Here is a 26263-nt window from a genome sequence, read left to right on the forward strand (position 1 = left end):
CGATAATGAAAAAACCAATCAGTTTAATATTAACGCTTTTTACAAGTTTAACTTTTGCTCAAATGCAATCGTATAAATTCGAAAACGTTATTCAATATCGTATCAAAAGTGATTTCTATTCAGATTTTTTGGACATTTTATCAACCAAAGATTACAAAGCACATTTGATGATTACGCGAACACCGATGGGAAACTTCGCTTCATTAAAAGTAAACGACAATATGTATTCTGTATACAGCGAAGAAGAAAATCCGAAGGTTTTTAAAATTGATTTCGAAGGCACAAAAGATTTATTAGGAAATTCTTTTTTAGCGACTAATAATCCAAGTTTAACAAATTCCGCAATCGGAAATAGTTATGTTGCGAATAGAACTGGTCAAAAAGAAACGATTCTAAATAAACAATGTGAAGTGTATAACATTTTCAGAAAAGATAATGACAACGACAATGGTACAGAAATTTGCATCGATACAAATTCTAACATCAACACCGTTCCATTTATCAATTCTGAACTAAATTTGAAAGGCTTGATTTATCGAGTTGGACATAATATTGTGTTAGAAAATGTTGAAATCTTAGAAAATTGGATAAAAAAGAGCGCCGAAGAGGAAGAAGAAATTAATGTTTCGCCAAATGATTTTATTTATCAATTTGATGAAAAAACAGAAGTAGAAAAATACAAAAACGAATACAAAAAACAAAAACAATGATAGACTTAACATACACAGAAAAAAAAGATACACGTAGTGGATTCGGAGACGGATTGACAGAGTTAGGAAGAACAAATCCTAACGTTGTTGCATTGTGTGCTGACTTGATTGGTTCATTGAAAATGGATCAATTTATCAAAGAAAACCCAGAGCGTTTTTTCCAAATTGGTATTGCTGAAGCAAACATGATGGGAATTGCTGCAGGTTTGACAATTGGAGGTAAAATTCCTTTCACAGGAACTTTCGCTGAGTTTTCTACAGCTCGTGTGTACGATCAAATTCGTCAATCTATCGCTTACTCTAACAAAAATGTAAAAATCGCTGCATCGCACGCTGGTTTAACATTAGGAGAAGATGGTGCAACTCACCAAACATTAGAAGATATTGGTTTGATGAAAATGTTACCAGGAATGGTGGTTATCAATCCTTGTGATTACAATCAAACTAAAGCGGCTACAATTGCAGTAGCTGAATATGAAGGTCCTGTTTACTTACGTTTCGGACGTCCTGCTGTTCCAGTTTTCACACCAGCTGACCAAAAATTTGAAATTGGTAAAGGTATCTTAATGAACGAAGGTTCTGATGTAACAATTGTTGCGACAGGTCACTTAGTTTGGGAATCTTTGGTTGCTGCTGCTGAGTTAGAAAAAGAAGGAATTTCTTGTGAGGTGATCAATATTCATACAATCAAACCATTAGATGAAGAAATTATCTTAAACTCTGTAAAGAAAACAGGAAAAATTGTAACAGCTGAAGAACATAATATTTTAGGTGGTTTAGGTGAATCTGTTGCAAGAGTTTTAGCTCAAAAATTACCAACAAAACAAGCTTTTGTTGCGGTTAATGATAAATTCGGTGAATCTGGAACACCTTCAGATTTAATGAAAAAATATGGAATCGATTCTACTGCTGTAATCGAGAAAGTAAAATCTTTACTTTAATTCCATCATAATATTAAAAAGGAGCTAAAAAATTTAGCTCCTTTTTTTATAGGTTAAATATAAAATAGGTTGGTTGAAAAAAGCAAAACTGCTTTAATCCTATATATATTTTGCAAAATTAGTTTATATTACTAACTTAAAAAATACTCATTTAATGGTATTTTATTAACTTTTACTTGTAAGCATATGAAAAAAGCAAATCAAAAATCTATTACTGAATATGCAAGTATTGTAAAAAAACTATGGAGTGAAAATACAGATCGTAGAACCTTAAACGAAAAAAATGAGAGTTTTCAATCAATTAATGATTATTTACAAACTTTAAGAAGTCTTGCACTTGGTGAATCTTTTATGTATTTCATCAATCCTAATTCTGCAACATTCGAATATGTTTCTCCTCAATGCGAAGATATTTTGGGTTATCTTCCTGACGAATATACAGCTGAACTATGTGTTCAAATGGTACATCCCGATGATTTGCAACATGTGATTGATATTCAGCAACGAATTGCAAATTTTAGTATGGAAATTGTCCCTGAAGAAAGAATGAATTATAAATTCACTTATGATTTTCGTGTGATAGATAAAAAAAGAGAAATTCATCAAATTCATTTGCAACATTTCTTTTACGAATTAAGTAAAAATTTTTTACCAAATCGAGTTTTTTGTTTAGCGACTGACATCACACAAATAAAGGTTGGAGGAAAGCCTATTATGCATATTTACAACATCAAAGATGGATTGAACAATCTTCTTAATTCAAAAACAAATTCATCTTTACAACTTACAAAAAAAGAAACGGAGATTATCGAATTTCTGATCAAAGGCTACACAAGTCAGGATATTGCTGATGCAATTGGCTTAAGTAAACATACTATTGACACGCATCGAAGAAATATTTTGAAGAAAAACGATTGTTCTAATACATCAGAATTATTTAGTCTTTACTTCAAAAAATAGAAAAAAGCAAGCCGATAAGCCGGGTTCTGTCACCTTAATAAATCAAGATGCTTTGTCATTTATCTAGTATTTTAGTTACCTAAAATATCAATCTGCCTACCCCCCAGCAACGAACGAGTAGCTCTTAACTGCTGGTATACATGGCATTGCTCCGCATAGAGTTTACCTGGTTTCACTACAGCCGAACTGTACATACTTTCTGTTGCACTTGTCCTCGCCTCTCGACGGACGGGCGTTACCCGCTATGCTTACTCTTTGGAGCCCGGACTTTCCTCTTCACATACATGAAGCGACAAAGTGGCTTGCTGAGCGCAAATGTACGGCAAAAGTTACCGAAATAAAAAAGGCTTGAACATTTTTGTTCAAGCCTTTCTATTATAGAAACTTAGAAATTATTCTGATTTTTCTTCTTTCGTTTTTCCTTTTACAGAAATTTTAACGCCATCTTTTGCTTCATTTAAGTCAAGGATTAATTCATCTCCTTCACTAATTACAGCGTTGATGATTTCTTCTGCCATTGGATCTTCGATGTATTTCTGAATAGCACGTTTCAACGGACGAGCTCCATAATCTTTATCAAATCCTTTGTCTGCGATAAAATTCTTCGCTTCCTCTGTTAATTCAATATGATAATTCAAAGCTATTAAACGCTCTATTAAACTTGCCAATTCAATATCGATAATTTTCATGATATCTTCTTTTGTTAATGAATTAAAGAAGATAATATCATCAATACGATTCAAAAATTCTGGCGCGAAAGCACGTTTTAAAGCTGTTTCAATTGTTGATTTTGCGCGTTCATCGGCAGAATCTTTCTTAGATGAAGTTCCAAATCCGACACCATCTCCAAACTCTTTCAATTGTCTTGTACCAATGTTAGACGTTAAAATGATAATCGTATTACGGAAATCAACTTTACGACCTAAACTATCAGTTACATGACCATCATCCAAAATTTGTAATAAAATATTGAATACATCTGGATGCGCTTTCTCAATCTCATCTAACAAAATTACCGCATATGGTTTACGACGAACTGCTTCAGTCAATTGTCCACCTTCTTCGTAACCAACGTAGCCCGGAGGTGCTCCAACTAAGCGAGAAACGGCAAATTTCTCCATGTATTCTGACATATCGATACGAATTAATGCATCGTTAGAATCAAAGATTTCTTTCGCCAAAACTTTCGCTAATTGTGTTTTACCAACACCCGTAGTTCCTAAGAAAATGAATGAACCAATTGGTTTGTTCGGATCTTTCAAACCTGCACGATTACGTTGAATTGCTTTCACAACTTTCGTTACCGCTTCATCTTGACCAATTACTTTTCCTTTCATTAACTCATTCATCTGAGCCAATTTTTTCAATTCTTTTTCAGCTACACGATGTACAGGAACGCCAGACATCAACGAAACAACTTCCGCTACATTTTCTTCTGTAACTGTTTCACGATTCTCTTTCGATTCTTGTACCCATTTTGCTTGCTCACGTTTCAAATCACTTTCTATTTGTTTCTCTGAATCACGTAAACGAGCAGCTTCTTCGTATTTTTGAGATTTTACAACTTTCGTTTTCTCTTCGCGAACTTCTTCTAATTTTGCTTCAAGATCTAAAATTTCTTGAGGAACTTTTATATTCTTGATATGCACGCGAGAACCCGCTTCATCTAAAGCATCAATCGCTTTATCTGGCAAGAAACGATCTGTAATATAACGTGTTGTCAAATTTACACAAGCTTGCAACGCTTCATCTGTATAATTTACATTATGATGCGCTTCATACTTATCTTTGATATTATGTAAAATCTGTAATGTTTCTTCTGGAGTTGTTGGTTCAACCATCACATTTTGAAAACGACGAACTAATGCACCATCTTTTTCAATATATTGACGATATTCGTCCAACGTTGTTGCTCCAATACATTGTAATTCACCACGCGCCAAAGCAGGTTTGAACATGTTAGAAGCGTCTAAAGAACCCGTAGCTCCTCCTGCTCCAACAATTGTATGTAACTCATCAATGAAAAGAATAATATCATCATTTTTCTCTAATTCATTCATGATTGCTTTCATACGCTCTTCAAATTGTCCACGATATTTAGTTCCAGCAACTAATGATGCTAAATCTAATGTTACCACACGTTTGTTGAACAATACGCGCGAAACTTTACGTTGTACAATTCTTAACGCTAAACCTTCTGCAATTGCAGATTTACCAACACCTGGCTCTCCAATTAACAATGGATTGTTCTTTTTACGACGAGAAAGAATTTGCGAAACACGTTCTATTTCTTTTTCGCGTCCAACTACAGGATCTAATTTTCCTTCTTGCGCAATCGCTGTCAAATCTCGTCCGAAATTATCTAAAACTGGTGTTTTACTTTTCGAAGTAGGTTTACTTGTAGATGCACGCTCAAAATCGTTATCAGAATCACCTCCATCAAAAGATGGATTTTCTGCACGAGGAGATTGAATTTCCTCATCTTGAAATTGAAATTTGAATTCTTCCTTTACTGTATTGTAATCAATATCCAACTTATTCATCAATTTTGTAATCGGATCGTTTTCATTACGAAGGATACACAATAATAAGTGAATTGTATTTACAGTCGGACTTTTAAACAATTTCGCTTCTAAGAACGTTGTTTTCAACGCTCTTTCAGCTTGTTTTGTCAAACTCAAATTTTTTATATTATTACCAGGAGTTTCTTTTGCTGGGTTTAGGTTTTCTATTTTTTGACGCATTTCATCTAAATCGACATTCAATGCTTCTAAGACAGAAATGGCTTTCCCTTCACCGTCGCGAATAATCCCCAACAGAAGGTGTTCCGTTCCTATTTGGTCGTGGCCTAATCTCAACGCTTCTTCCTTACTGTAAGAAATAACGTCTTTTACTTGTTGTGAGAAATTATCGTTCATTTTACTATTTAAGCTGTCTTTAACAAATATAATTATTCTGATAGACTATAGCATAAATTATGCCTATGTCCGAAATGATTTGATGATTCCTTAAAATAACGAATTATTGTCTATTAATTTCAAAATAGCTGACAATATTTCATATCAATTCTTAAAGAATTCATAATAATTTGAGAGATAGATGTCGTTGCTAAAAAATCGTACAAATCGCCTTTATTCATTTTCAAATCATCGTGAAGTTCTAAAATTTCTTCGGAATTTAACTCATTATTTTGGTTAAAAATTTCATCAATTTCATTTCTTCTTTCAGGACTATACAATGTCGACGAACACCATGTCACAATTTTTTCTTGCGAAACATCTTTTACGCTCAGTTTATTTTCATTCCAAAACAAAAGGTAAGCATTTTTAGTTGTTCTTTCAAAAACAAAAATTGTAAAAGGTGCGATTTCTGACAAATTTTCCGAATTAATAAACTCATTTACAGAATTATATTTCAATAAATCTAACAAGATAATTCCTCTACTTTCTCTGTATTTCTCTTTGAAATGCGTTGGTTTTTCTATTCCTCCATTCAAAATACACGCAACATATTGCTCCGAATAAAAAATCCAAGTCCCATTCGCACGCTCATCTACAGGCGAAAAATAGGTTTTATCAAAACGCTTTTGCTCCACAATCTCTTTAGAAGAAGAACGATTAATTTCCTCATCTCGGTTGTGTGTCAACACAAATTCATCCTCATTTCTGTAAAAACTGATTATACACATCTCATTTTTCAATTTAGTTCAAATGTAAAAATTTATCTTTGCAAAGAATTATGAGTATTCAGAAAACTATAGCGCATTCTTTTGATGAAATGAAATCGATTCTTTTGCAATTTGACGATATGTCTTTTCAAAAGGAATTAGAAATCATTTCTGATGCTTCTGTTGGTCAACATTTTCGACATATTATCGAGTTTTATTCGTGCTTTTTANNTAAAAACAATTGCATTTGTTATGATGACAGAGAACGAAATCGTGCTTTAGAAAATTCGGTTGTCGAAAGTTCGAATACATTGAATCATCTAAAATCAGAAATAGAACGTTTAGATTTAGAAAAAACAATTCAGCTAAAACAGAATTACTACGGAGAAAACTTCACAATTAATACCACAAATTATCGTGAATTAATGTATTGTTTTGATCACAGCGTTCATCATTTTGCATTGATTAAAATTGCGATCGAAACTCATTTTCCAACGATTAAGATTCCACAAAATTTTGGAATTGCATCTTCTACAATTGCTTTTCAAAATCAAGAAAAATGAATCCGAAAATAACAAAATGGACACGATACGAATTTTGGCCATTCTGGTTATTTTATGCGCCATTGACACCTTGGTACATTTATAAAATCTTTCAAACAGGCGCTCCAGCTTACTTTTGCTCGGCAAATCCTACAATGAAATGGGGCGGATTTATTGATTATTCTAAAATTGATTTACTCAATCAAATTGATGAAAATTATAAACCAAAAACTAGTTTTTTTGAAGAATTTAGAACACAAAAAATTCCGTTTGATTTTCCTTTTATTGCGAAACCAAATCTGGGTGAACGTGGAATTGGTGTTGAATTAATCAGAAATGAGATTGATTGGAAAAATTATTTAGAGCAAAATAATCGCGATTTAATCTTGCAAGAATATATTCAATCTAATTTTGAGTTTGGTGTTTTCTATGTTCGATTACCAAAGGACAAAAATGGCAAAATACTTTCGATTACAGCTAAAGATTTTTTGACGTTTACGGGTGATGGAAAATCAACATTGAAAGAATTAATCGAACAAAATTTAAGAGCTTTTTATCGAAAAGAGTATTTGTTTAAACGTTTTCAAAACGAACTAAATTCAGTTCTTCAAAAAGATGAAAAATTATTGGTTGAACCAATTGGAAATCATAGTCGAGGTACAACTTTTTTGGATGGATCTTCTCTAAAAACATCTAAATTAGAAAAAACTATAGATCAAATTGCAAAAAAAATTGATGGTTTTTATTACGGACGAATCGATTTGAAAGCAAAAAGCTTAGAAGATTTTCAGAACGGAAATTTTGTCATACTCGAAATTAATGGTGCAAATTCTGAAGCTACTCATATTTACGATCCGAATTTTAATTTGATAAAAGCTTATAAAGAAGTGATTAAGCATTTAAATTATCAATATAAAATTGCTACTCAAAATCATCAACTTGGTGTAAAATGGACCGATTGGAAATTACTCGCAAAAGAATTAATAAAACGCTATCAAGCTTAATTTGACCAAAATTGGCAGACTTTCTGGAAAGGAATAAAGATTGAAAGATGTTTTCGAAACCAATTTTATGAGTTATCCTTTTCCAAAGAAAACTATTATAATTCCTCTCTTACTACTTATCCCAATGTGGATTATCTTTTTGTTTCAACAAAACGGATACAATTTAGATAGTTGTTACGGCGTTATTCCGAGAACTTTCGTAGGATTGAAAGGAATTCTGTTCTCGCCTTTATTTCACTCGGGTTGGAAACACATTATCAGCAATACTTTTCCATTAGCTTTTCTTAGCTTTATCGCACTATTGATGTACGATAGATTGGCTTATTACGTGATATTCTTTGGTTGGATTTTATCAGGAATTATTCTTTGGATCATTGGAAACCCACCTTTTTTAGATGACAATGTAAGCTGTCATATTGGAGCAAGTTCTATCGTTTACTTATTAGCTTCGTTTATATTTTTCAGTGGAATAATCAGAAAAGAACGTGGTTTAATGGCAATTTCGTTAATCATTATTTTATTATACGGCGGAATGATTTGGGGAATGGTTCCTCAAGAAATTTTACCGCAGTTAAAAACAGATACAAGTAGCAATTCTATTTCTTGGGAAGGACATTTGAGTGGATTTATCTCGGGTGCATTTTTCGCTTATCTGTTCAGAAATATTGGTCCGCAAAAAGAAGTTCCGAAATGGGATCAAGAAAATTATTATGATCCGCAAGCCGAGCGTTTATGGGATATTTACCAAGAACAAGAACGTTTGAAAGCAGAATATTTGGAATCGTTGGAAAATGAAGATGATGAATTTTATTTAGATAAAGAAGTTGATAATTCTGTCAAATAATCATCAATTTTCTTTAATTCTTTTGCTGGATTACCTTTATCGTATGGATTTGAATAATAAGTTGAATCTTTTGTTTGAAATTTCAAAACTACATTTGGAGCACCATCATGCATAAAAGCTTGACTTGGAGATTTGATATTTTCTAATTTTTCTAACAAGATTTGATCCATAAGTTTTGTTAAATTCTCCCATTCTTTCGTAGTATTTTTTATCTTTATTGTATCGTTTTCATTTTTGATTAATACAATAGTAGATTTATCTACAATTAAGTCATAGTGCATTTTTCTTGACGATTCTATTCTTTCTACAGATAGTATATTTTCTTGTTTATTTTGGTTAGAATAATTATTTTTTTGACACGATAGCAAAGTAATAATTCCTAAAAATATTGAAAGATAAAAAGCTATTCTCATAAAATTTTATTAGTTTTATCATTAATTAACAAATATAATTAACAATATTTAATGAAAAAACTTTTATTCACTCTATCAGTTTTATCCTTATTCGGTTATGCTAACGCACAAAATTGGAAGGAAGTACCTAGTTATTTTTTAAAAAGTAAAAATATTACTACTGAATATCAAAATTCAAAAGTATATTCAATGGATATCAATACTTTGAAAAATAAATTAACATTAGCCCCATCGAATACTAGTAATCAATCAGGAGTGGTTGTTGACATGCCTACATCTGATGGTAGTATTCAAAAATACATGATATGGGAAGCTTCAATCTTATCTCCAAAATTACAAGAGAAATATCCTAATATTCGCTCATACGTTGGAAAAAGTTTAGATGATCCATCTGTTTATTTAAGATTTAGTGTAACTCCTTTAGGATTGAGTTCTTCTATATTTAGAAATGAAGGAAAATCAGACTTTATTGAATCTTATGATGTTGAAGGTTCAACATATTACGAAGTCCATAGTTCTAGTAAAGCTGTAAGTAATTTTGTTTGTTCAACAAATGAACTAATTTCAAAACATCAAGCTAATAAAGAAGATTCTTCTAACTTACAGAACAAAGCCAATAATCAAGTTTTTAAAACATATCGATTAGCACTTTCTGTTCCTGGAGAATATTCGGCTTATTTTGGTGGTACAAAAGAAAAAGCTTTGGCAGCTATGACAAATACCATGACACGTGTAAATGGAGTATTTGAAAAAGATATGTCAGTTAATTTCCAATTCATTGATAATATTGATGATTTAATATTTACAGATGCAAGTACTGATCCATATTCAGCTCCTGCACAAGGAATGGCAGATCACCCTACATATGGTTCAGCCCCTTATTATTTATCTACATGGCAAGTTGAATTACAAACTTATTTAACAAATAATCTTGGTGAAGATAAATATGACATTGGACACTTCTTCGGCTCTCAAGGAGGAGGAGGAAATGCAGGGTGTATTGGATGTGTATGTGATACAGCATTTCCTGATGGAAAAGGGAGTGGTATGACTTCTCCTGCAAACAAAATTCCTTCTGGAGATAAATTTGATATCGATTATGTTGCTCATGAAATTGGACATCAAATGGGAGCTAATCATACTTATTCTCACATTTATGAAGGTACAGGAGTTAATGTTGAACCTGGAAGTGGCTCTACGGTAATGGGATATGCAGGTATTACGTCTTATAATGTTCAATCAAATTCTGATGATTATTTCACATACAGAAGTATAGCTCAAGTTCAGAACAACTTAAAAACTAAAAGTTGTGGTGTAGAAAAACCAATTCTAAACACTCCTCCAAACATACAATTAGAAAAAGCTTTATACAGAATCCCTGTAGGAACAGCATTCAAATTAAATGCTACAATTACTGATGCTGAAAATGATGCTGTTTTAACTACGTGGGAACAAAACAATTCTGGAACAAGCGCTACAACAAATGCGAATAGTAGAGTGAAGGAAACAAAAACATCTGGTCCTAACTTTAGATCTTTTTCTCCTGTTAAAGAAACATACAGATATTTCCCTAATTTCACTTCTATTTTAGCAGGTAAATTATTACACACTGGAACAGGAAATGTAGTTTGGGAATCTCTAACTTCTGTTGCAAGAACATATGATTTTACTGTAACTGCGAGAGATTATAACGTACAAGGTCCCCAAACTCAAAACGGAAGTGTAAAAGTAATGGCTACCGCTGGAGTTGGTCCTTTTGTTGTTCTTACTCCAGACGCAACAAATAACAAATTACCAATTAATGCTTCTAATTTTGATGTCACATGGGATGTTGCTAAAACTAACGAAGCTCCTATCGAAACTACAAAAGTTAAAGTTTCAATTTCATGGGATGCAGGAAAAACATTCGAAGAATTAGGAATTGTTGATAATACAGGATCAGCTAATTTCCAAATGCCTAGTAACGCTAAAGATGTTACAGAAGGTTATATTATGATTGAAGCTGTTGATAATGTTTATTTAGCTGTAAAAAAATTCTCTACAGGATTATTAGCTACCAAAGATTTAAACACAACTAAATCTACAATATATCCAAATCCATCTAATGGGCAATTCACAATTGAACAAAAAGCTTCTGGAAAAGTAAATATTGAGATTGTTGATGTAAATGGAAGAATAGTTTATTCAATTTCTGAAAATGCTTCTGGAAATTTAAAGAAACAAATCGATACGAATTTACCATCAGGAGTTTATATCATAAAAGTTTCATCTAATGAAGGTCAATCAACATCAAAATTGATTATTAAATAATTCTATTTTTAATTAGATATCAAACAAAAACCCCTGAAAATTATTTTTCAGGGGTTTTGTTTTTTTTCAAATTCTTCTTAGAAAGGCATTCCAGGAATGTTTGGTAAATTTTCTTGAGCTGTTTTTTTCGCTCTGTCAATTGCTTCTGTTTTTACTTGTTCCAACGCTTTGTTTAACGTCATCACTAACAAATCTTCAATTTCTTCTTTTTCCATTCCTTCGGCAAGCTCAATATCTTTTACTGTTGCCAATTTAGACATTGTAATTTTTACTTTTCCATCGTTAGAAGTCGTTGTAAAAATTTCTCCATCTAATTCATTTTTCAAATCAGAAAATTTATCTTTAAATGAATTGATTTTTCCCATCATTCCCATGATGTCTCCAAAATTTCCAAACATTTGTCTTTATCTTTAATAATTAGTTATTCGTGTAGTTTTTTCCACAATAAATCTTTCAATTCTGTGATTCCTTTTCCAGAAACAGACGAAATAAATATCGTATCAATATCAGTTGGTAATAGTGCTTTAATCTCAGCTTCCAATTCATCATCTAACATATCTGACTTAGAAATAGCTAAAATTCGTTCTTTATCTAACAATTCAGGATTGAATTTTTTCAATTCATTCAACAGAATTTCATATTCTTTTTTATAATCTTCTGTATCGGCAGGAATTAAAAATAATAAGTTAGAATTACGCTCAATATGACGCAAGAAACGATGTCCAAGACCTTTTCCTTCTGCCGCACCTTCGATAATTCCAGGAATGTCTGCCATAATAAATGACTGATGATTACGGTATTCTACAATTCCCAAGTTAGGTGTTAACGTTGTAAATGCGTAATCTGCAATTTTTGGTTTAGCAGCCGAAACAGCTGATAATAAAGTAGATTTTCCTGCATTTGGAAAACCAACTAAACCAACATCTGCCAAAATTTTCAGCTCCAATGTAACTTGACGCTCGTCACCATCCAAACCTGGTTGGGCATAACGAGGCGTTTGACGCGTTGCAGAACGGAAATGCCAGTTTCCTAAACCTCCTTTTCCTCCTTGCGCAATAATTAATTCTTGCCCATTTTCTGTTACTTCGCCAATAATATTTCCTTCTTCATCTTTGGCAATTGTTCCGATCGGAACTTCCAAAATAATATCTTCACCGTCAGCTCCAGTAGAACGAGATTTACCTCCACGTCCACCGTTTTGCGCACGGAAATGTCTTTTGAATCGAAATTCTAACAAAGTCCAAAGATTTGAGTTTCCTAGAAGCGTGATGTTTCCTCCACGTCCACCATCTCCACCGTCTGGTCCACCTTTGTCAATATATTTTTCGCGATGCAAACTTGCTGAACCAGCACCTCCATGTCCTGCTCTACAATTTATTTTTACGTAGTCAACAAAATTTGATTGCATAATTTTTTTATTTTAATTAGTCTGCAAAAGTACGATTTCTAATTTGTTTATTAAAATCTAATTCATAAGTTTCAAAATATTGTAAAACTGATGAATAGTAGGTAAATTATTTATCGGATATGCTTAATTTTGCAGCATGTACAAACAATTCAAAAACATTTTATTTCAATTACAGCCCGAAGATGCACATCATTTCGTTACGCGAAATCTAAAAAATTATGCTGCATTTCCTGGAGTTGGAAAATTATTAGATAAATTTTATCAATACAATCATCCAAGTTTAGAACGAGAAGTTTTTGGAATTAAATTCAAAAATCCAATTGGTTTAGCTGCAGGTTTTGATAAAAATGCTGAATATATTGAAGAATTGAACCACTTCGGATTCGGTTTTATCGAAATTGGAACCGTTACACCAAAACCTCAACCAGGGAATGATGCGCCGCGTATGTTTCGTTTGGTAGAAGATGAAGCGATTATCAACCGAATGGGATTTAATAACAAAGGTGTTGATTTTGCTGTTTCGAAAATTAGAGAATTAAAAAATCGTGAAAACTATATTATTGGTGGAAATATTGGTAAAAATAAATTGACGCCAAACGAAGATGCTGTTGATGATTATATCAAATGTTTCAATGCATTGTTTGATTATGTAGATTATTTTGTAGTTAACGTTAGTTCTCCAAACACGCCTGGATTACGAGATTTGCAAGAAAAAGAACCTTTATTGTACATTCTGAATTATTTGCAACAATACAATAATCAGAACGAAAAACCGAAACCAATTTTACTGAAAATCGCACCAGATTTAACAGATTCGCAATTAGACGATATTATAGATATTGTATTAGAATCTAAAATTGCAGGAGTGATTGCCACAAATACAACTATTTCGAGAGAAGGATTAAAATCTAATCCTGAAATTGTAAAAGAAACTGGTGGAGTTTCGGGAAAACCACTTAAAAATCGTTCAACAGAAGTGATTCGTTATCTTTCTGAAAAATCGAACAAAGCATTTCCTATCATTGGAGTTGGTGGAATTCATACCGCTGAAGATGCTAAAGAAAAACTGGAAGCTGGTGCAAGTTTGTTACAAGTTTATACAGGTTTTATTTATGAAGGCCCTGCTGTTGTAAAAAACATTTGCAAAGGCTTGGTTGAAGGAAAAAAGTAAAGTCATTCTGAACTCGTTTCAGAATCACATGATATAAATTGATGAGAAGCTGAAATAAATTCAACTTGACATAATTGTCATTCCGAGCTTGTCGAGGAATCTCAGATTCTTCATTTCGCAAAAGATACATTCAGAATGACATTATACTAAAAATGCAACTTTAATTAAAAGGAGCATTTTTAATATAATGTAAAAGTTGTTCTTATAAAACTTCTTTAATTGCTGCGTTCAATTTTTCGGTAATATCTTCAATAGAACCTACTCCATCAATCTCAACCCATTTTCCTTGCGCTTTGTAGTGCTCTGCTACAATTGCAGTTTTCTCGTAATATTCTGTAATACGATCACGGATAATTTTTTCGTCCACATCATCTGCACGACCAGAAGTTTTTCCGCGCTCTAATAAACGTTGAACCAAAATTTCGTCATCCACAACTAATGCTAATGTAATCGAAACTTCGCTTTCGTATTTATCTGCTAAGATTTTATCTAAAGCCTCTGCCTGAGATGTTGTACGTGGATATCCATCAAAAATATATCCTTGCGCATTTGGATTGTTATCTAAATGATCAACCAACATATTTGTTGTTACCTCATCTGGAACTAATTGTCCCTTGTCCATGTAAGATTTCACAAGAGCGCCTAATTCTGTTTCATTTTTAAGGTTGAAACGAAATAAGTCTCCAGTAGAAATTTGAGGAGTTTGGTACTTTTCTTCTAAAAATTTAGCTTGTGTTCCTTTACCACTGCCAGGAGGTCCGAACAATACAATGTTTAGCATTTTGTTTTAATGTTTTATTTGATAAATATCTGGTAAATTTCTTCCTAATCCGTCAAAATCTAATCCATAACCTACTACAAATTTATCAGGAATAGAGATTCCTACTAAATCTACCTTTAAATCTTTTTTGTAAGCATCTGGCTTAAATAATAAAGTTGCTACTTTTAATGATTTTACCTTTTTCTCTTTCAAGATTCGGTGCAACTCTACTAACGTATTACCTGTATCTACAATATCTTCTAAAATAATTACGTGACGTCCTTCAACATTCATCGGAATATCCATCTCAATAGTAATTTTCCCTGTTGATTCTGTTCCTTCGTAAGATTTTAATTTCAAGAATGAAATCTCACATTCTCCTTGATATTGTTTTAAGAAATCGCTGAAGAACATTACAACTCCGTTTAATACACCAACAAAAATCGGTCTTTCGTCTTTGTATTCTTCGTAAACTTCGTTTGCCATATTTTTGATGGCGTGTTCTATTTCTTCAAAAGCGATGTACGGAATAAATTTTTTACCGTGAATTTCTATTTCTTTCATTGTTTGAGATATTCAAATATATACTTTTTTTGATAAAGTTTAAAACATTTATCTATTTTATTAGATTGTCATTGAGAAAATGCGTGTTTCTGGCTCGTTATCTATCATTCTCTTATCGAATGTCATACATACATTTCTCACATATGGACGTCCTTCTTCTTTTACGATCAAACCATTTTCTACAAATTCAATCAAATTATCGTCAACCATATCTTGCAACATAGTTTTGATACGATCTACATCATCAAATTTCATCTTATCATCAGCCCAAGAAGTTTCTAAATTACACATTAAATTTAGAATATGTCGACGCATAATCAAATCTTCTTCTGATAAAATATGACCTTTGAAAACGGATAATTCTCCGTTATTTATTGATTTTTCATACTCTTCTACCGTCTTTTCGTTTTGTGCAAAACTGTACCAAGAATCGCTAATAGAAGAAACTCCTAAACCAACCATTAATTGTGTTTTCGAAGAAGAATATCCCATAAAATTACGATGTAATGTATGGTTTTTCATCGATTGATACATCGAATCTTGTTCTAAGGCAAAATGATCCATTCCAACTTCGAAATAGTTCATTTCCTCGAACATTTTCTTTCCTTCTTCATATAATGCACGTTTCAATTCTGGCGAAGGCAAATCTTCGTCATGAAAACCACGTTGTCCAACACCTTTTATCCATGGCACGTGCGCATAACTGTAAAACGAAATACGATCTGGATTTAATTCTTTTGTCAAATTAATCGTTTCCATCATTCCTTCCATTGTTTGATGCGGAAGACCAAAAATCAAATCGTGAGAAATCGATGTAAAGCCAATTTCGCGCGCTTCTTCTGTTGCTCTTTTCACATTCTCGAAAGGTTGAACACGATTAATTGCTTCCTGAACTTTCAGATCATAATCTTGTACACCATACGAAATACGTCTAAAACCTAAATCGTATAAAGCCTGTAAATGCTCTTTTGTTGTGTTATTTGGATGACCTTCTAAACTAAATTCGTGTCCTTCGGCAACATCCGCATATTCAAAAATACCATCAATTAATTTCTTCAAATTTTCTGGAGAGAAAAACGTTGGTGTTCCTCCTCCTAAATGAATTTCTTTAATTTTTGGTCGAGATGAAAATAAATCCACATATAATTTCCATTCTTTCAAAACCGTATCAATATACGGAACTTCTACCGAATGCTGTTTCGTAATACGTTTGTTACATGCACAAAACGTACACAACGACTCGCAATAAGGTAAATGAATGTAAATTGATATCCCTTCTTCTGCATTGCTTTCATCGAAAGATCGTTGAAAAGTTTCAATCCAACCTTGTTTAGTAAAATCATCATTGTCCCAAAACGGAACAGTTGGATAACTTGTATAACGAGGTCCTGGAATATTATATTTCTGAATTAAATTATTCATTATCTAAAAAATTAAAAATACTTAATCAACTTGACTAAGTATTATTTAATAAATTTTCTTTAAAAATTATTTTTATAGAATTGCCTGACGAACTCTAACCAATTTCGTTAATAAGTCTTCTAACAAATCTAATTGTAACATGTTTGCACCGTCACTTTTTGCGTTTTTAGGATCTGGATGCGTTTCGATAAAAATACCATCAGCACCAACAGCAATTCCAGCTTTCGCAATTGTTACGATTAATTCTGGCTTTCCTCCCGTTACACCTGAAGCTTGATTTGGTTGTTGCAAAGAATGTGTGATATCTAAAATAACCGGTGCATAATTTTGCATCACAGGAATTCCACGATAATCTACTACTAAATCTCCGTAACCTAGCATAGTTCCACGCTCGATAATTGCAACATTATTATTACCAGAATCTGTTACTTTTTCTACAGGAAATTTCATTGCTTCAGGCGAAAGAAATTGACCTTTCTTCAATGTAACATGTTTCCCTGTTTGTGCAGCTGCAACTACTAAATCGGTTTGACGAACCAAGAAAGCAGGAATTTGCAAAACATCTACATAAGCCGCTGCCATTTCTGCATGAAAAGGTTCGTGGATATCTGTAGTTGTTGGAACATCAAAAGTTTCTCCAACTTTTTGAATAATTTTCAATGCTTTTTCATCTCCAATTCCTGTAAAACTATCAATACGAGAACGATTTGCTTTTTTGAAAGATCCTTTAAAAACATAAGGAATCTCTAATTTATCAGTAATTGTTACTACTTTTTCAGCAATTCTCAAAGCCATATCTTCACTTTCGATGGCACATGGACCAGCAAGTAAAAAGAAGTTTGGCGAATCTTTGTGTTTTATCTTTGATAAAGTTTCTATCATTGTGCAAATTTACACAAAGTTATCGACTTATTTTTCATAATTTTGCCTATACTTTATCATTCTTATTTATCGTTTTATGGATTTTTTATCTAACATTGGTATAGCTGATATTTTTGGCTATCTTGCTTCAGTCTTTATTGTACTAGCATTCTTTTTTTCAAAGATTACAATTATTCGCATTATCAATGCAATTGGTTGTGCATGTTTTGTAATTTATGCTGCTATGATTGAGGCTTGGCCAGTCCTTATTCCAAATGCGATTTTATTTTTGGTTCAGGCGTATTATATCGTCTTCAAACCTGGTAAATAATCTTAAAAAACCATAAAATTGAAAATCCTATCTGCTGTACTAAATAATATTGAAACGGATCAAAGATTAGATAAAGTTTGCCATTCTTTATTAAAATTTGGGTACGATGTAGAATTGATTGGCGCGACTATAAACGGAAGACCAGAATTGAATAAACCGTACAAAACATTTTTGATGGAACAAAAGAATCAATCAACAATGAAAAAGTATGCAGAATTTAATTACAAATTGTTTTTCACTTTACTTAAAAAAGCTGATAAACAAACTATTTTATTAGCCAATGATTTGGATAGTTTACTTCCTTTTTATTTGGTTAGTAAAATCAAAAAAATTCCTTTAGTTTTTGATAGTCATGAAATTTATTCAGAATTACCATCATTACACAATCGTCCTAAAACAAAAAAAGTTTGGAAAACTTTAGAACGTTCTCTTGTTCCAAAAATCAAGTATTTTTATACAGTAAGTGATGGATATGCCAATTGGTTTCGCAAGGAATATGGTGCTAATCCGGCTGTGATTAGAAATGTTCCCAACCGAACAAAACTTAACGATAAACAAGATTTAATTTTCTTTCGCTTACCCGAAAATCCAACAAACGATAAAATATTATTGTATCAAGGCGCAATTAACATGAGTCGAGGAATTGACAAAATGATTGAAGCGTTTAAACACATTGATAATTGTCAATTTTGGATTGCTGGCGAAGGACCTAAAAAAACTGAATACGAACAATTGGTAAAAGATTTTAACTTGACTAATCGCATTCATTTTTTAGGAAATATTCCCCCAAAAACTTTAAAAACTATAACACCTTTAGCTGATGTAGGAATGAGTATGGAAGAAGATTTAGGATTAAGCTATCGCTACGCTCTACCGAATAAATTATTTGACTTTATTCAAGCTAGAGTACCAATTTTAGCAACAAATTTACCTGAAATCAAAAAAATGGTCGAGGAATATAAAGTTGGAAAAGTGATTGACAATCACGAACCAAAACATTTGGCTGAAAAACTACAAGAAATCTTAAACGAAGGAAAAAGAAGTTACCAAGAAAACCTTGCAAATGCTGCAAATGAACTTTGTTGGGAAAATGAAGAATTAAAATTAAAGGAGATTTTTGAACAAATAAAAAAGTAGATTAAAATTTAATCTACTTTTTATCTTTTTTATAAATATGTGGATTTTCCACTACTCCTTTTTTAAATACTTTTCTAACACCCATTCTTAGTGCATTATCAACTTGTAAAACTTGATCCAAAACCTTTTGCTCTGGACGACCTCTAAACGATGTCACATGAAAGGAATCTGTTTCTCTTAAAGGTTCTTTAGAAAAATAATAATTTGAAACACATTTTCTAAAACCTTCAAACTTTATTGGAGAAACCGAATGCAAAGAATCATTATGCGTTGCCATTACTGCTAATCGATTGAATTTACTAAAAATTGTAATCTGATCATTTTTCAATCCATTTGGCCAAACTTCCAAATTACCACCATATTCTTCTTTCCAGTCAGGTGTTACATAATACAACAAATTCAACACACGCCACAATTCCCTTTTCGCATCATGAGAATTATCCAAATGTGGCTGCAAAAACTGACGATTTCCCATCATAGATAAACCACCAGCATACAAAGACGAATCTGGAATAGGTTGTTTTATTTCACAAATTTCAGCAACCAAATTTACGATTCTCTCATCTTGAAAAGCATAAATAATTTCCTCTAAAATAGGATGATATTGATTCATTTGAACTGCAATATATTTATCTTCTTTCAAACTTTTTTTCAACACCATTTCTTTTTCTTGCGGAAAAACTTGATTTATCTCCAAAGCTAATTCTTCTGGCAACAAATCATCAACCCAAAAATAACCGATCTTATCTTTGCTACTATTGTATTGTTGACTTATTTCTTCCTTTTGATCAATTAATCGTTGTAAAATTATATCTGCATATTGATTTCTGTTCATAATCATAAAGTTAATTAAAAATTTGTTTCAAAATAATTTCTGCATTCAATTTATCATTCAAATCATATTCAAGCGTATCAATATATTCTTTTGACGCTAAAAAAGGTTGATTTTTTAAATGATTAATAGCTTTTATCAATTCAGATTTATTCGAAACTTGAACACAAAGTCCACTAATTTTCTCATCATCTATCACATTTTCATTTATTATCGAAAAACGACTATTAAATAATGCATTTATCACTTTTAGTTTTGTTCCAGATTCCTGAAAAGACCACGCTATATTGAGATGTGCTTTTTCGAAAAGATTTTTCAAATGATCAAAATCTTTCAATTTAACAAATTGTATATGTGGATGATTTTTAATTTTTGCTTTTACCCAATCCTCTCTAGATCCTGATGCAATAACGAAAGGATAATCAATTTCTTTAAAAACTTCTATCAAGAAATCGACTGCTTTACAATTATCCGAAGCTCTCAAATCTCCGTGATATAAAGCAAATTCTCCTTTTTCACTTAATGATTGAAAAGTTTCATTTCCATGAAAAACAGGTACAAATTTTCCTTTATTATATTTTTCTTGAATATAATTTTGTTCAAATTTAGAAAGTGTGAAAACTTCATCAAACTGATGAATAATATTTTCGTATTGAATATATTTTTTTGCCTCAATATAAAACAATGCTTTTTTCATCAGATTCTTCTCACTTTCAGCTAATCCAGAAAAATAATTTTGCTCAATATTATGTAGTCGCAAATATTTAGAATAACCTCCAAGTTTATATTTATTCAAAATAAATGTTGTTTTTAGACTTTCAAAAAAAATAGGTGCTTTCAACGATTTAATTCGTTCATACAATAATTTGCTATCCCTAGATTTTACTGAAATAGGATATTTCTGAAAAATATAATAAGGCTTTTGATGTATTGGATAAAAATAAACTTCTTTAGCATATTTTCTTAAAACATCGCTTTCTGTTTCGTTAAACCCAAACAAATGTAAATAAATCTCAACCCCAAGTTGATTAAATGCTTTCAATTTATAAAAAACATCTATAACGCCTCCATAATTGGGAGGAAATGGAACATCCATACTTATAAAATGAAGTTTTTTACCTTGATACATTAGTTAATTATTTAACAAAAAAAAGAGTCTACAACTAAGTAAACTCTTTCTTTAAAATTATATTGTGTAATTTATCTTATTCTGATATCGCTTCTGCAACTTCAAATAATCTTCCGTCTTCACAACGTACCTTACGCGCAGGATAACGACGAATAATTTCGTAATCGTGTGTAGCCATCAAAACTGCACAATTATTTTCTTTCGATACTGACAGCAACAAATCCATAATATCATTTGATGTTTCTGGATCTAAATTTCCTGTTGGCTCATCGGCTAAAATTAATTCAGGATGATTTAACAATGCACGAGCTATAGAAACACGTTGTTGCTCACCTCCAGAAAGACGGAACGGCATCATTTTCTTTTTAGACAACATCCCTACCGAATCTAAAACCTCATCAATACGTTTATCGATTGTCGCTTTATCCTTCCAACCTGTTGCTTTCAACACGAACGTTAAATTTTGCTCTACCGTACGATCTGTTAACAATTGGAAATCCTGGAAAACGATTCCTAAATGTCTTCTAAGATCAGGAATTTTACTTGTTTTCAGTGATTTCAAATCCATTCCAACCACAGAACCTTGTCCTGATTGAAGCGGCAAATCACCATAAAGCACTTTCAATAAACTACTTTTTCCACTTCCTGTTTTTCCGATTAGGTAAACAAATTCTCCTTCGTTAAGTGTGAAATTAACGTCAGATAATACTAAATGATTTCTTTGATATATAGATGATTGACTTAACTCAATTACATTTTTAGCTTCCATACTTTCTACAGTCTTTAAAACAAATGTAAAAAAAAAGCTTGAAAGAACGACCTTCAAGCTTATTTTTTATGAATTGTAGCGATTATCTTTTAGCTCTTACTTCACTAACAGTTAATGCTTTTCTTCCTTTCTTTCTACGAGCAGCTAATACTTTGCGCCCGTTTTTAGAAGCCATACGCTCACGGAATCCGTGTTTGTTTCTTTTTTTTCTGTTACTTGGTTGAAATGTTCTCTTACTCATCTTTACTAAGTTTCTAATCCATTACTCGAATGGGTTGCAAATATACAGTTATTATTATTAATTCAAAAATCAAATTGATAGAAAATTACAAAAAAGCTGAATTAATAGTAAACCGCGTTCCGTTCTACACTTTGTAATTTTCGAAGTGCAAATATAAAAACATTTTTTTGTTAAGCAAGAGAAAATTAAAACAATAACAATTAAAACTTATCAACAATATCATTTGCGAAGATCAAACGAAGCTATTTTTAGAAGGATTAGAAAAGTTTCCTTAAAACTTTCATAAAACATCAAATATCTTGTTTTTATCAGTCTTTTTTTAGCTTAAATTTCGTATATTAGCCACCTTATATAACAAAACAATATGACTGAAGGAGAAAGACTAATCCCAATTAACATTGAGGATGAAATGAAATCCGCTTACATCGATTATTCGATGTCGGTAATCGTATCTCGTGCGCTTCCGGATGTGCGTGATGGTTTAAAACCTGTACACCGTAGAGTATTATTCGGAATGTATGAATTAGGTGTTTTTTCTAATCGTTCTTACAAAAAGTCGGCACGTATTGTAGGGGAAGTTTTAGGTAAATTTCACCCACACGGCGACAGTTCTGTTTACGACACAATGGTACGTATGGCGCAACCTTGGTCTTTGCGTTACTTATTGGTTGACGGACAAGGTAACTACGGTTCTGTAGATGGTGATCCACCTGCTGCAATGCGTTATACTGAAGCAAGACTTCAAAAAATTTCAGACGAATTATTAGCTGATTTAGATAAAGAGACAGTTGACTTTCAACTAAACTTTGACGATACTATCCAAGAACCTACTGTATTACCTACTCGTGTTCCAAACTTATTAGTAAATGGAGCATCTGGTATTGCGGTTGGTATGGCAACAAATATGGCGCCACATAACTTAACAGAAGTTATTGACGGAACAATTGCTTACATCGACAATCGTGAGATTACAATTGACGAATTAACACAATACATCAAAGCACCAGACTTCCCAACAGGAGGTACAATCTATGGTTACGATGGTGTAAAACAAGCTTTCGAAACTGGACGTGGACGTGTTGTTTTACGTGCAAAAACTAATTTCGAAGAAGTACATGGTCGCGATTGTATTATTGCTACAGAAATTCCTTACCAAGTTAACAAAGCAGACATGATTGCAAAAACTGCTGAGTTAGTAAAAGATGGTAAATTAGATGGTATTTCTGAGATTCGTGACGAATCTGACCGTAAAGGTATGCGTATCGTTTATGTCCTTAAAATGGATGCGGTTCCTAACGTTGTTTTAAATAAACTATATAAATTTACTCAATTACAATCATCTTTCAGTGTAAATAATATTGCCTTGGTAAAAGGTAGACCAGAGCAATTGAACTTGAAAGATATGATTTATCATTTCGTAGAACACCGTCACGAAGTGATTGTTCGTCGTACGGAATACGAATTGAGAAAAGCACAAGAAAGAGCTCATATCTTAGAAGGTTACATGAAAGTAATCGGAACACAAGATGACCTTGATCGTGCAATTAAAATCATTCGCGAATCTGCAACTCCAGACGAAGCGCGTACGGGATTAATGGAAGCTTTCGAGTTATCAGAAATTCAAGCACGTGCAATTTTAGATTTACGTTTACGTACATTAACTGGTCTTGAAATTGATAAAATTCGTGAAGAGTACGAAGAAATCATGAAAATGATTAATCATTTGAAAGATATTTTAGCAAACGAAGATTTACGTATGCAAATTATCAAAGATGAGTTATTAGAAGTTCGTAAAAAATATGGTGACGAACGTCGTACAGATATCGATTACGCAGGTGGAGACTTAAATATCGAAGATTTAATTCCTGATGAACAAGTTGTTTTAACAATTTCTCACATGGGTTACATTAAACGTACGCCACTTTCTGAATATCGCAAACAATCTCGTGGAGGAGTTGGTAATAGAGCTGCTACAACACGTGACGAAGACTTCTTAGAATATATGGTTTCGGCATCTAACCATCAATACATGTTATTCTTTACAGAAAAAGGAAAATGTTATTGGATGCGTGTATACGAAATTCCAGAAGGTTCTAAAACATCAAAAGGTCGTGCAATTCAGAATTTGATCAACATCGAACCAGATGATAAAGTAAAAGCATATATCCTTACACACGATTTAATGAACGAAGAATACGTAAATAATAATTACGTAATTATGGTAACTAAAAATGGTATCATCAAGAAAACATCTTTAGAAGCTTATTCTCGTCCACGTGTAAATGGTATTAACGCAATTACAGTTCGTGAAGGCGATACATTATTAGAAGCATTATTAACAGATGGTAAATCTCAAATCATGATCGCTTCTAAATATGGTAAAGCTATTCGTTTCGAAGACGAAAAAGTTCGTCCAATGGGTCGTACTGCTTCTGGAGTTCGTGGTATCAATTTAGGAGATCAACCAGATAATGAGGTTATCGGGATGATTGTTGTGACTGATGTAGAAAAAGAAACTGTATTAGTTGTTTCTGAACAAGGTTACGGAAAACGTTCTTCTATCGAAGATTATCGCGAAACGAATCGTGGCGGTAAAGGTGTAACAACTCTTAATATTACTGATAAAACTGGAAAATTAATCGCGATTGAAGCTGTTACAGACGAAGATGATTTAATGATTATTAATAAATCTGGAGTTGCAATTAGAACTGGTTTAGATGAAATTCGTGTAATGGGTCGTGCAACGCAAGGTGTTCGATTGATTAACTTGAAAAAGAACGACGAAATTGCAGCAATTGCAAAAGTACAGGTTGAAGAAGAATTGGAGGATGAAGTAGAACTTGATGAAGAAGGAAATCCAATTGTTGTAGAAAACACAAACGAAAACAACGAAACTCAAGCAGAAGAAACGCCTGCTGAGGATCCAAATAATGAATAATCAATGAAAAAATTATTATTTAGTTTAGGATTAGTTTTAGCAATGTCAACATCATTCGCTCAAACTAACACAGAAGAATTAACGACAGAACCTACGGTTTTAGCTGAAAAATACAATAAATCAGCTAAAGAAAACTTAGCAAAAGGTGACGTTACAAAAGCAAGTCAAGATTTAGCAAAATTATCTAAATACGAAAACGGTAAAGTTTGGCAAGTCAAAAATAAAGACTCTAAAAAAGACGAATTTTACTATTCTCAAGCTGATTTAGATAAAGCTACAGCTGGTGGTAATTACGCAAAAGCAAAAGAAGTTGCTTTACAACCAAAATATGGTTTCTTGTTACAATCTGAAGTTTCTAATTTAGCAAACAAAGAATTAGACGCAGCAAACAAAGCAATGGACGCTAAACAATATACAGAAGCTGGAACAAAATTCTTAAATGTTTTCAACTTAGTTGAAGCTTTAGGTACAAAAGAAGATATCTACAAATATCAAGCAGCAATCTGTTTTTACAATGCAAATGATTACGATAAATCGTTAACGATTTTGAAAGAATTAGCAGCAAAAGGATTCACAGGTAAATCAGCTAATCAAACAAAAGATTACAACCGTGATATGTATGTTTTAGCTCTTAATGGATTATATAATGCAAAAAAATATGATGCAATCGTAGAAGAAGCAACTACAAAATATCCAAAAGATGCTGACATCAACAATATCGCAACTGGAATTTACCAAGTTTCTGGAAACGCTGATAAAATGACAAAACGTATCGAAGAAGCGATTAAAATTAATCCAAACGATGCGCAAAATTATTACAACTTAGGTGTTTTATATTTAGATGACACTTCTAAAGCTGGAGAATCTAAAAACTTGTTCAAAAAAGCGATTGAATTAAATCCTAAACATTTCGAGTCTTACAACAATTTAGTTTTAGCTATTTTGCAACCAGATAAAGAAATTGTTGAAACAATGAACAACAATTTAGGAACATCTAAAAAAGAGAAAGAAGTTTACAACGCAAACGAAGCAAAACGTAAAGCTTTATTTACAGAAGCAGCTCCTTACCTTGAAAAGATGTACGAAATTCAACCAGAAAATCGTCAAGTTATTCGTAACTTAATTCAAGCTTACAAAACGTTAGGAAACGATCAAAAAGAAAATTTTTATCGTGATGCTGAGAAAAAATTAGTAAAATAATTATTTCAATATAACACAAAAAAAAGGACTTCAATTGAAGTCCTTTTTTTTTATGATTTGTCAAACTGAATTTATTTCAGCTTCTTATCAATTTGTATCATGTGATTCT

General features: G+C 32.2%; 24 protein-coding genes and 1 other RNA gene. 11 read left to right on the top strand and 14 right to left on the bottom strand.

Going from position 1 to position 26263, the window contains the following annotated elements:
• The first annotated feature begins 5 nt into the window (after positions 1–5).
• The 3 genes from B4H69_RS01150 to B4H69_RS01160 all read left to right on the top strand — a co-directional run bounded on the left by B4H69_RS01150 (position 6) and on the right by B4H69_RS01160 (position 2611).
• Complete coding sequence (locus tag B4H69_RS01150) at positions 6–710, top strand: hypothetical protein (RefSeq protein WP_291092429.1); 705 nt, start codon at positions 6–8, stop codon at positions 708–710.
• Positions 710–1651, top strand: a complete 942-nt coding sequence (locus B4H69_RS01155) for a transketolase family protein (RefSeq protein WP_185144213.1) — start codon at positions 710–712, stop codon at positions 1649–1651. Before B4H69_RS01150 ends, B4H69_RS01155 begins: the two co-directional genes overlap by 1 nt.
• A 186-nt stretch (positions 1652–1837) precedes the next feature.
• A complete protein-coding gene (locus B4H69_RS01160; RefSeq protein WP_125350522.1) occupies positions 1838–2611 on the top strand; it encodes a LuxR C-terminal-related transcriptional regulator in 774 nt (257 codons plus the stop codon).
• Here the strand turns inward: B4H69_RS01160 and rnpB are convergent.
• From rnpB to B4H69_RS01175, 3 genes are all read right to left on the bottom strand, one after another.
• Positions 2611–2920, bottom strand: an RNA gene (rnpB, locus tag B4H69_RS01165) — RNase P RNA component class A. The genes B4H69_RS01160 and rnpB overlap by 1 nt on opposite strands.
• A gap of 83 nt (positions 2921–3003) precedes the next feature.
• Entirely contained in the window at positions 3004–5529 is a 2526-nt protein-coding gene (locus B4H69_RS01170; RefSeq protein WP_291092431.1) for an ATP-dependent Clp protease ATP-binding subunit, read from the bottom strand.
• 119 nt (positions 5530–5648) lie between these two features.
• Positions 5649–6299, bottom strand: a complete 651-nt coding sequence (locus B4H69_RS01175; protein ID WP_152606108.1) for an NRDE family protein — start codon at positions 6297–6299, stop codon at positions 5649–5651.
• Positions 6300–6837: 538 nt separating this feature from the next.
• Between B4H69_RS01175 and B4H69_RS01180 the strand changes: the two genes are divergently transcribed.
• Complete coding sequence (locus tag B4H69_RS01180; RefSeq protein ID WP_291092434.1) at positions 6838–7824, top strand: D-alanine--D-alanine ligase; 987 nt, start codon at positions 6838–6840, stop codon at positions 7822–7824.
• A gap of 67 nt (positions 7825–7891) precedes the next feature.
• Complete coding sequence (locus B4H69_RS01185) at positions 7892–8668, top strand: rhomboid family intramembrane serine protease (protein WP_260392487.1); 777 nt, start codon at positions 7892–7894, stop codon at positions 8666–8668.
• Here B4H69_RS01185 and B4H69_RS01190 read toward each other — a convergent pair.
• Complete coding sequence (locus tag B4H69_RS01190; RefSeq protein ID WP_280062877.1) at positions 8632–9081, bottom strand: hypothetical protein; 450 nt, start codon at positions 9079–9081, stop codon at positions 8632–8634. The genes B4H69_RS01185 and B4H69_RS01190 overlap by 37 nt on opposite strands.
• A gap of 189 nt (positions 9082–9270) precedes the next feature.
• On the opposite strand from B4H69_RS01190, the gene B4H69_RS01195 reads away from it, so the two are divergent.
• Positions 9271–11391 carry a zinc-dependent metalloprotease gene (locus B4H69_RS01195; protein ID WP_160279583.1) on the top strand — a complete coding sequence of 707 codons (2121 nt, stop codon included), beginning with the start codon at positions 9271–9273 and terminating at the stop codon, positions 11389–11391.
• A 77-nt stretch (positions 11392–11468) separates the two neighbouring features.
• Here B4H69_RS01195 and B4H69_RS01200 read toward each other — a convergent pair whose 3' ends face one another.
• Both B4H69_RS01200 and obgE read right to left on the bottom strand, forming a co-directional pair.
• A complete protein-coding gene (locus B4H69_RS01200; RefSeq protein ID WP_038333099.1) occupies positions 11469–11789 on the bottom strand; it encodes a YbaB/EbfC family nucleoid-associated protein in 321 nt (106 codons plus the stop codon).
• A 23-nt stretch (positions 11790–11812) separates the two neighbouring features.
• Positions 11813–12799 carry a GTPase ObgE gene (gene obgE, locus B4H69_RS01205; RefSeq protein ID WP_291092438.1) on the bottom strand — a complete coding sequence of 329 codons (987 nt, stop codon included), beginning with the start codon at positions 12797–12799 and terminating at the stop codon, positions 11813–11815.
• A gap of 136 nt (positions 12800–12935) precedes the next feature.
• Between obgE and B4H69_RS01210 the strand changes: the two genes are divergently transcribed.
• A complete protein-coding gene (locus tag B4H69_RS01210; RefSeq protein WP_280062872.1) occupies positions 12936–13970 on the top strand; it encodes a quinone-dependent dihydroorotate dehydrogenase in 1035 nt (344 codons plus the stop codon).
• Between the two features lie 202 nt (positions 13971–14172).
• Here B4H69_RS01210 and B4H69_RS01215 read toward each other — a convergent pair whose 3' ends face one another.
• The 4 genes from B4H69_RS01215 to kdsA form a co-directional block, all read right to left on the bottom strand.
• Positions 14173–14751: an adenylate kinase gene (locus B4H69_RS01215; RefSeq protein ID WP_125350758.1), complete on the bottom strand. Its 579-nt coding sequence runs from the start codon at positions 14749–14751 to the stop codon at positions 14173–14175.
• Positions 14752–14757: 6 nt separating this feature from the next.
• Entirely contained in the window at positions 14758–15294 is a 537-nt protein-coding gene (hpt, locus tag B4H69_RS01220; RefSeq protein ID WP_038333090.1) for a hypoxanthine phosphoribosyltransferase, read from the bottom strand.
• 60 nt (positions 15295–15354) lie between these two features.
• The gene (hemN, locus tag B4H69_RS01225; RefSeq protein ID WP_291092440.1) at positions 15355–16716 is read right to left on the bottom strand and encodes an oxygen-independent coproporphyrinogen III oxidase; all 1362 of its coding nucleotides are present in this window, start codon (positions 16714–16716) and stop codon (positions 15355–15357) included.
• A gap of 72 nt (positions 16717–16788) precedes the next feature.
• The gene (gene kdsA / locus B4H69_RS01230) at positions 16789–17598 is read right to left on the bottom strand and encodes a 3-deoxy-8-phosphooctulonate synthase (RefSeq protein ID WP_291073996.1); all 810 of its coding nucleotides are present in this window, start codon (positions 17596–17598) and stop codon (positions 16789–16791) included.
• 76 nt (positions 17599–17674) lie between these two features.
• On the opposite strand from kdsA, the gene B4H69_RS01235 reads away from it, so the two are divergent.
• Positions 17675–17908: a uroporphyrinogen decarboxylase gene (locus B4H69_RS01235; protein WP_125350757.1), complete on the top strand. Its 234-nt coding sequence runs from the start codon at positions 17675–17677 to the stop codon at positions 17906–17908.
• Positions 17909–17926: 18 nt separating this feature from the next.
• Positions 17927–19045 carry a glycosyltransferase gene (locus B4H69_RS01240; protein ID WP_291092443.1) on the top strand — a complete coding sequence of 373 codons (1119 nt, stop codon included), beginning with the start codon at positions 17927–17929 and terminating at the stop codon, positions 19043–19045.
• Between the two features lie 13 nt (positions 19046–19058).
• On the opposite strand, the gene B4H69_RS01245 is transcribed toward B4H69_RS01240, so the two are convergent.
• The 4 genes from B4H69_RS01245 to rpmH all read right to left on the bottom strand — a co-directional run bounded on the left by B4H69_RS01245 (position 19059) and on the right by rpmH (position 22016).
• Entirely contained in the window at positions 19059–19880 is an 822-nt protein-coding gene (locus B4H69_RS01245) for a 2OG-Fe(II) oxygenase (RefSeq protein ID WP_038333129.1), read from the bottom strand.
• A 10-nt stretch (positions 19881–19890) separates the two neighbouring features.
• Positions 19891–21006: a glycosyltransferase gene (locus B4H69_RS01250; protein ID WP_291092445.1), complete on the bottom strand. Its 1116-nt coding sequence runs from the start codon at positions 21004–21006 to the stop codon at positions 19891–19893.
• A gap of 76 nt (positions 21007–21082) precedes the next feature.
• Positions 21083–21775, bottom strand: a complete 693-nt coding sequence (locus B4H69_RS01255) for a cell division ATP-binding protein FtsE (protein ID WP_038333079.1) — start codon at positions 21773–21775, stop codon at positions 21083–21085.
• Positions 21776–21857: 82 nt separating this feature from the next.
• Positions 21858–22016 (bottom strand): 50S ribosomal protein L34, encoded by a 159-nt coding sequence (gene rpmH, locus B4H69_RS01260; RefSeq protein WP_019974979.1) that lies wholly within the window; start codon positions 22014–22016, stop codon positions 21858–21860.
• Positions 22017–22380: 364 nt separating this feature from the next.
• Here rpmH and gyrA point away from each other — a divergent pair, with 364 nt between their 5' ends.
• Together gyrA and B4H69_RS01270 are read left to right on the top strand one after the other, a co-directional pair.
• On the top strand, positions 22381–24954 hold the full coding sequence (gene gyrA / locus B4H69_RS01265) for a DNA gyrase subunit A (protein WP_280045254.1): 2574 nt from the start codon (positions 22381–22383) through the stop codon (positions 24952–24954).
• A 3-nt stretch (positions 24955–24957) separates the two neighbouring features.
• Positions 24958–26154 carry a tetratricopeptide repeat protein gene (locus tag B4H69_RS01270; protein WP_180905088.1) on the top strand — a complete coding sequence of 399 codons (1197 nt, stop codon included), beginning with the start codon at positions 24958–24960 and terminating at the stop codon, positions 26152–26154.
• Positions 26155–26263: the final 109 nt, after the last annotated feature.

Origin of the sequence: Empedobacter sp. UBA6745, assembly GCF_002453775.1 — a bacterium.
GTDB classification, from domain to species: Bacteria; Bacteroidota; Bacteroidia; order Flavobacteriales; family Weeksellaceae; genus Empedobacter; species Empedobacter falsenii_C.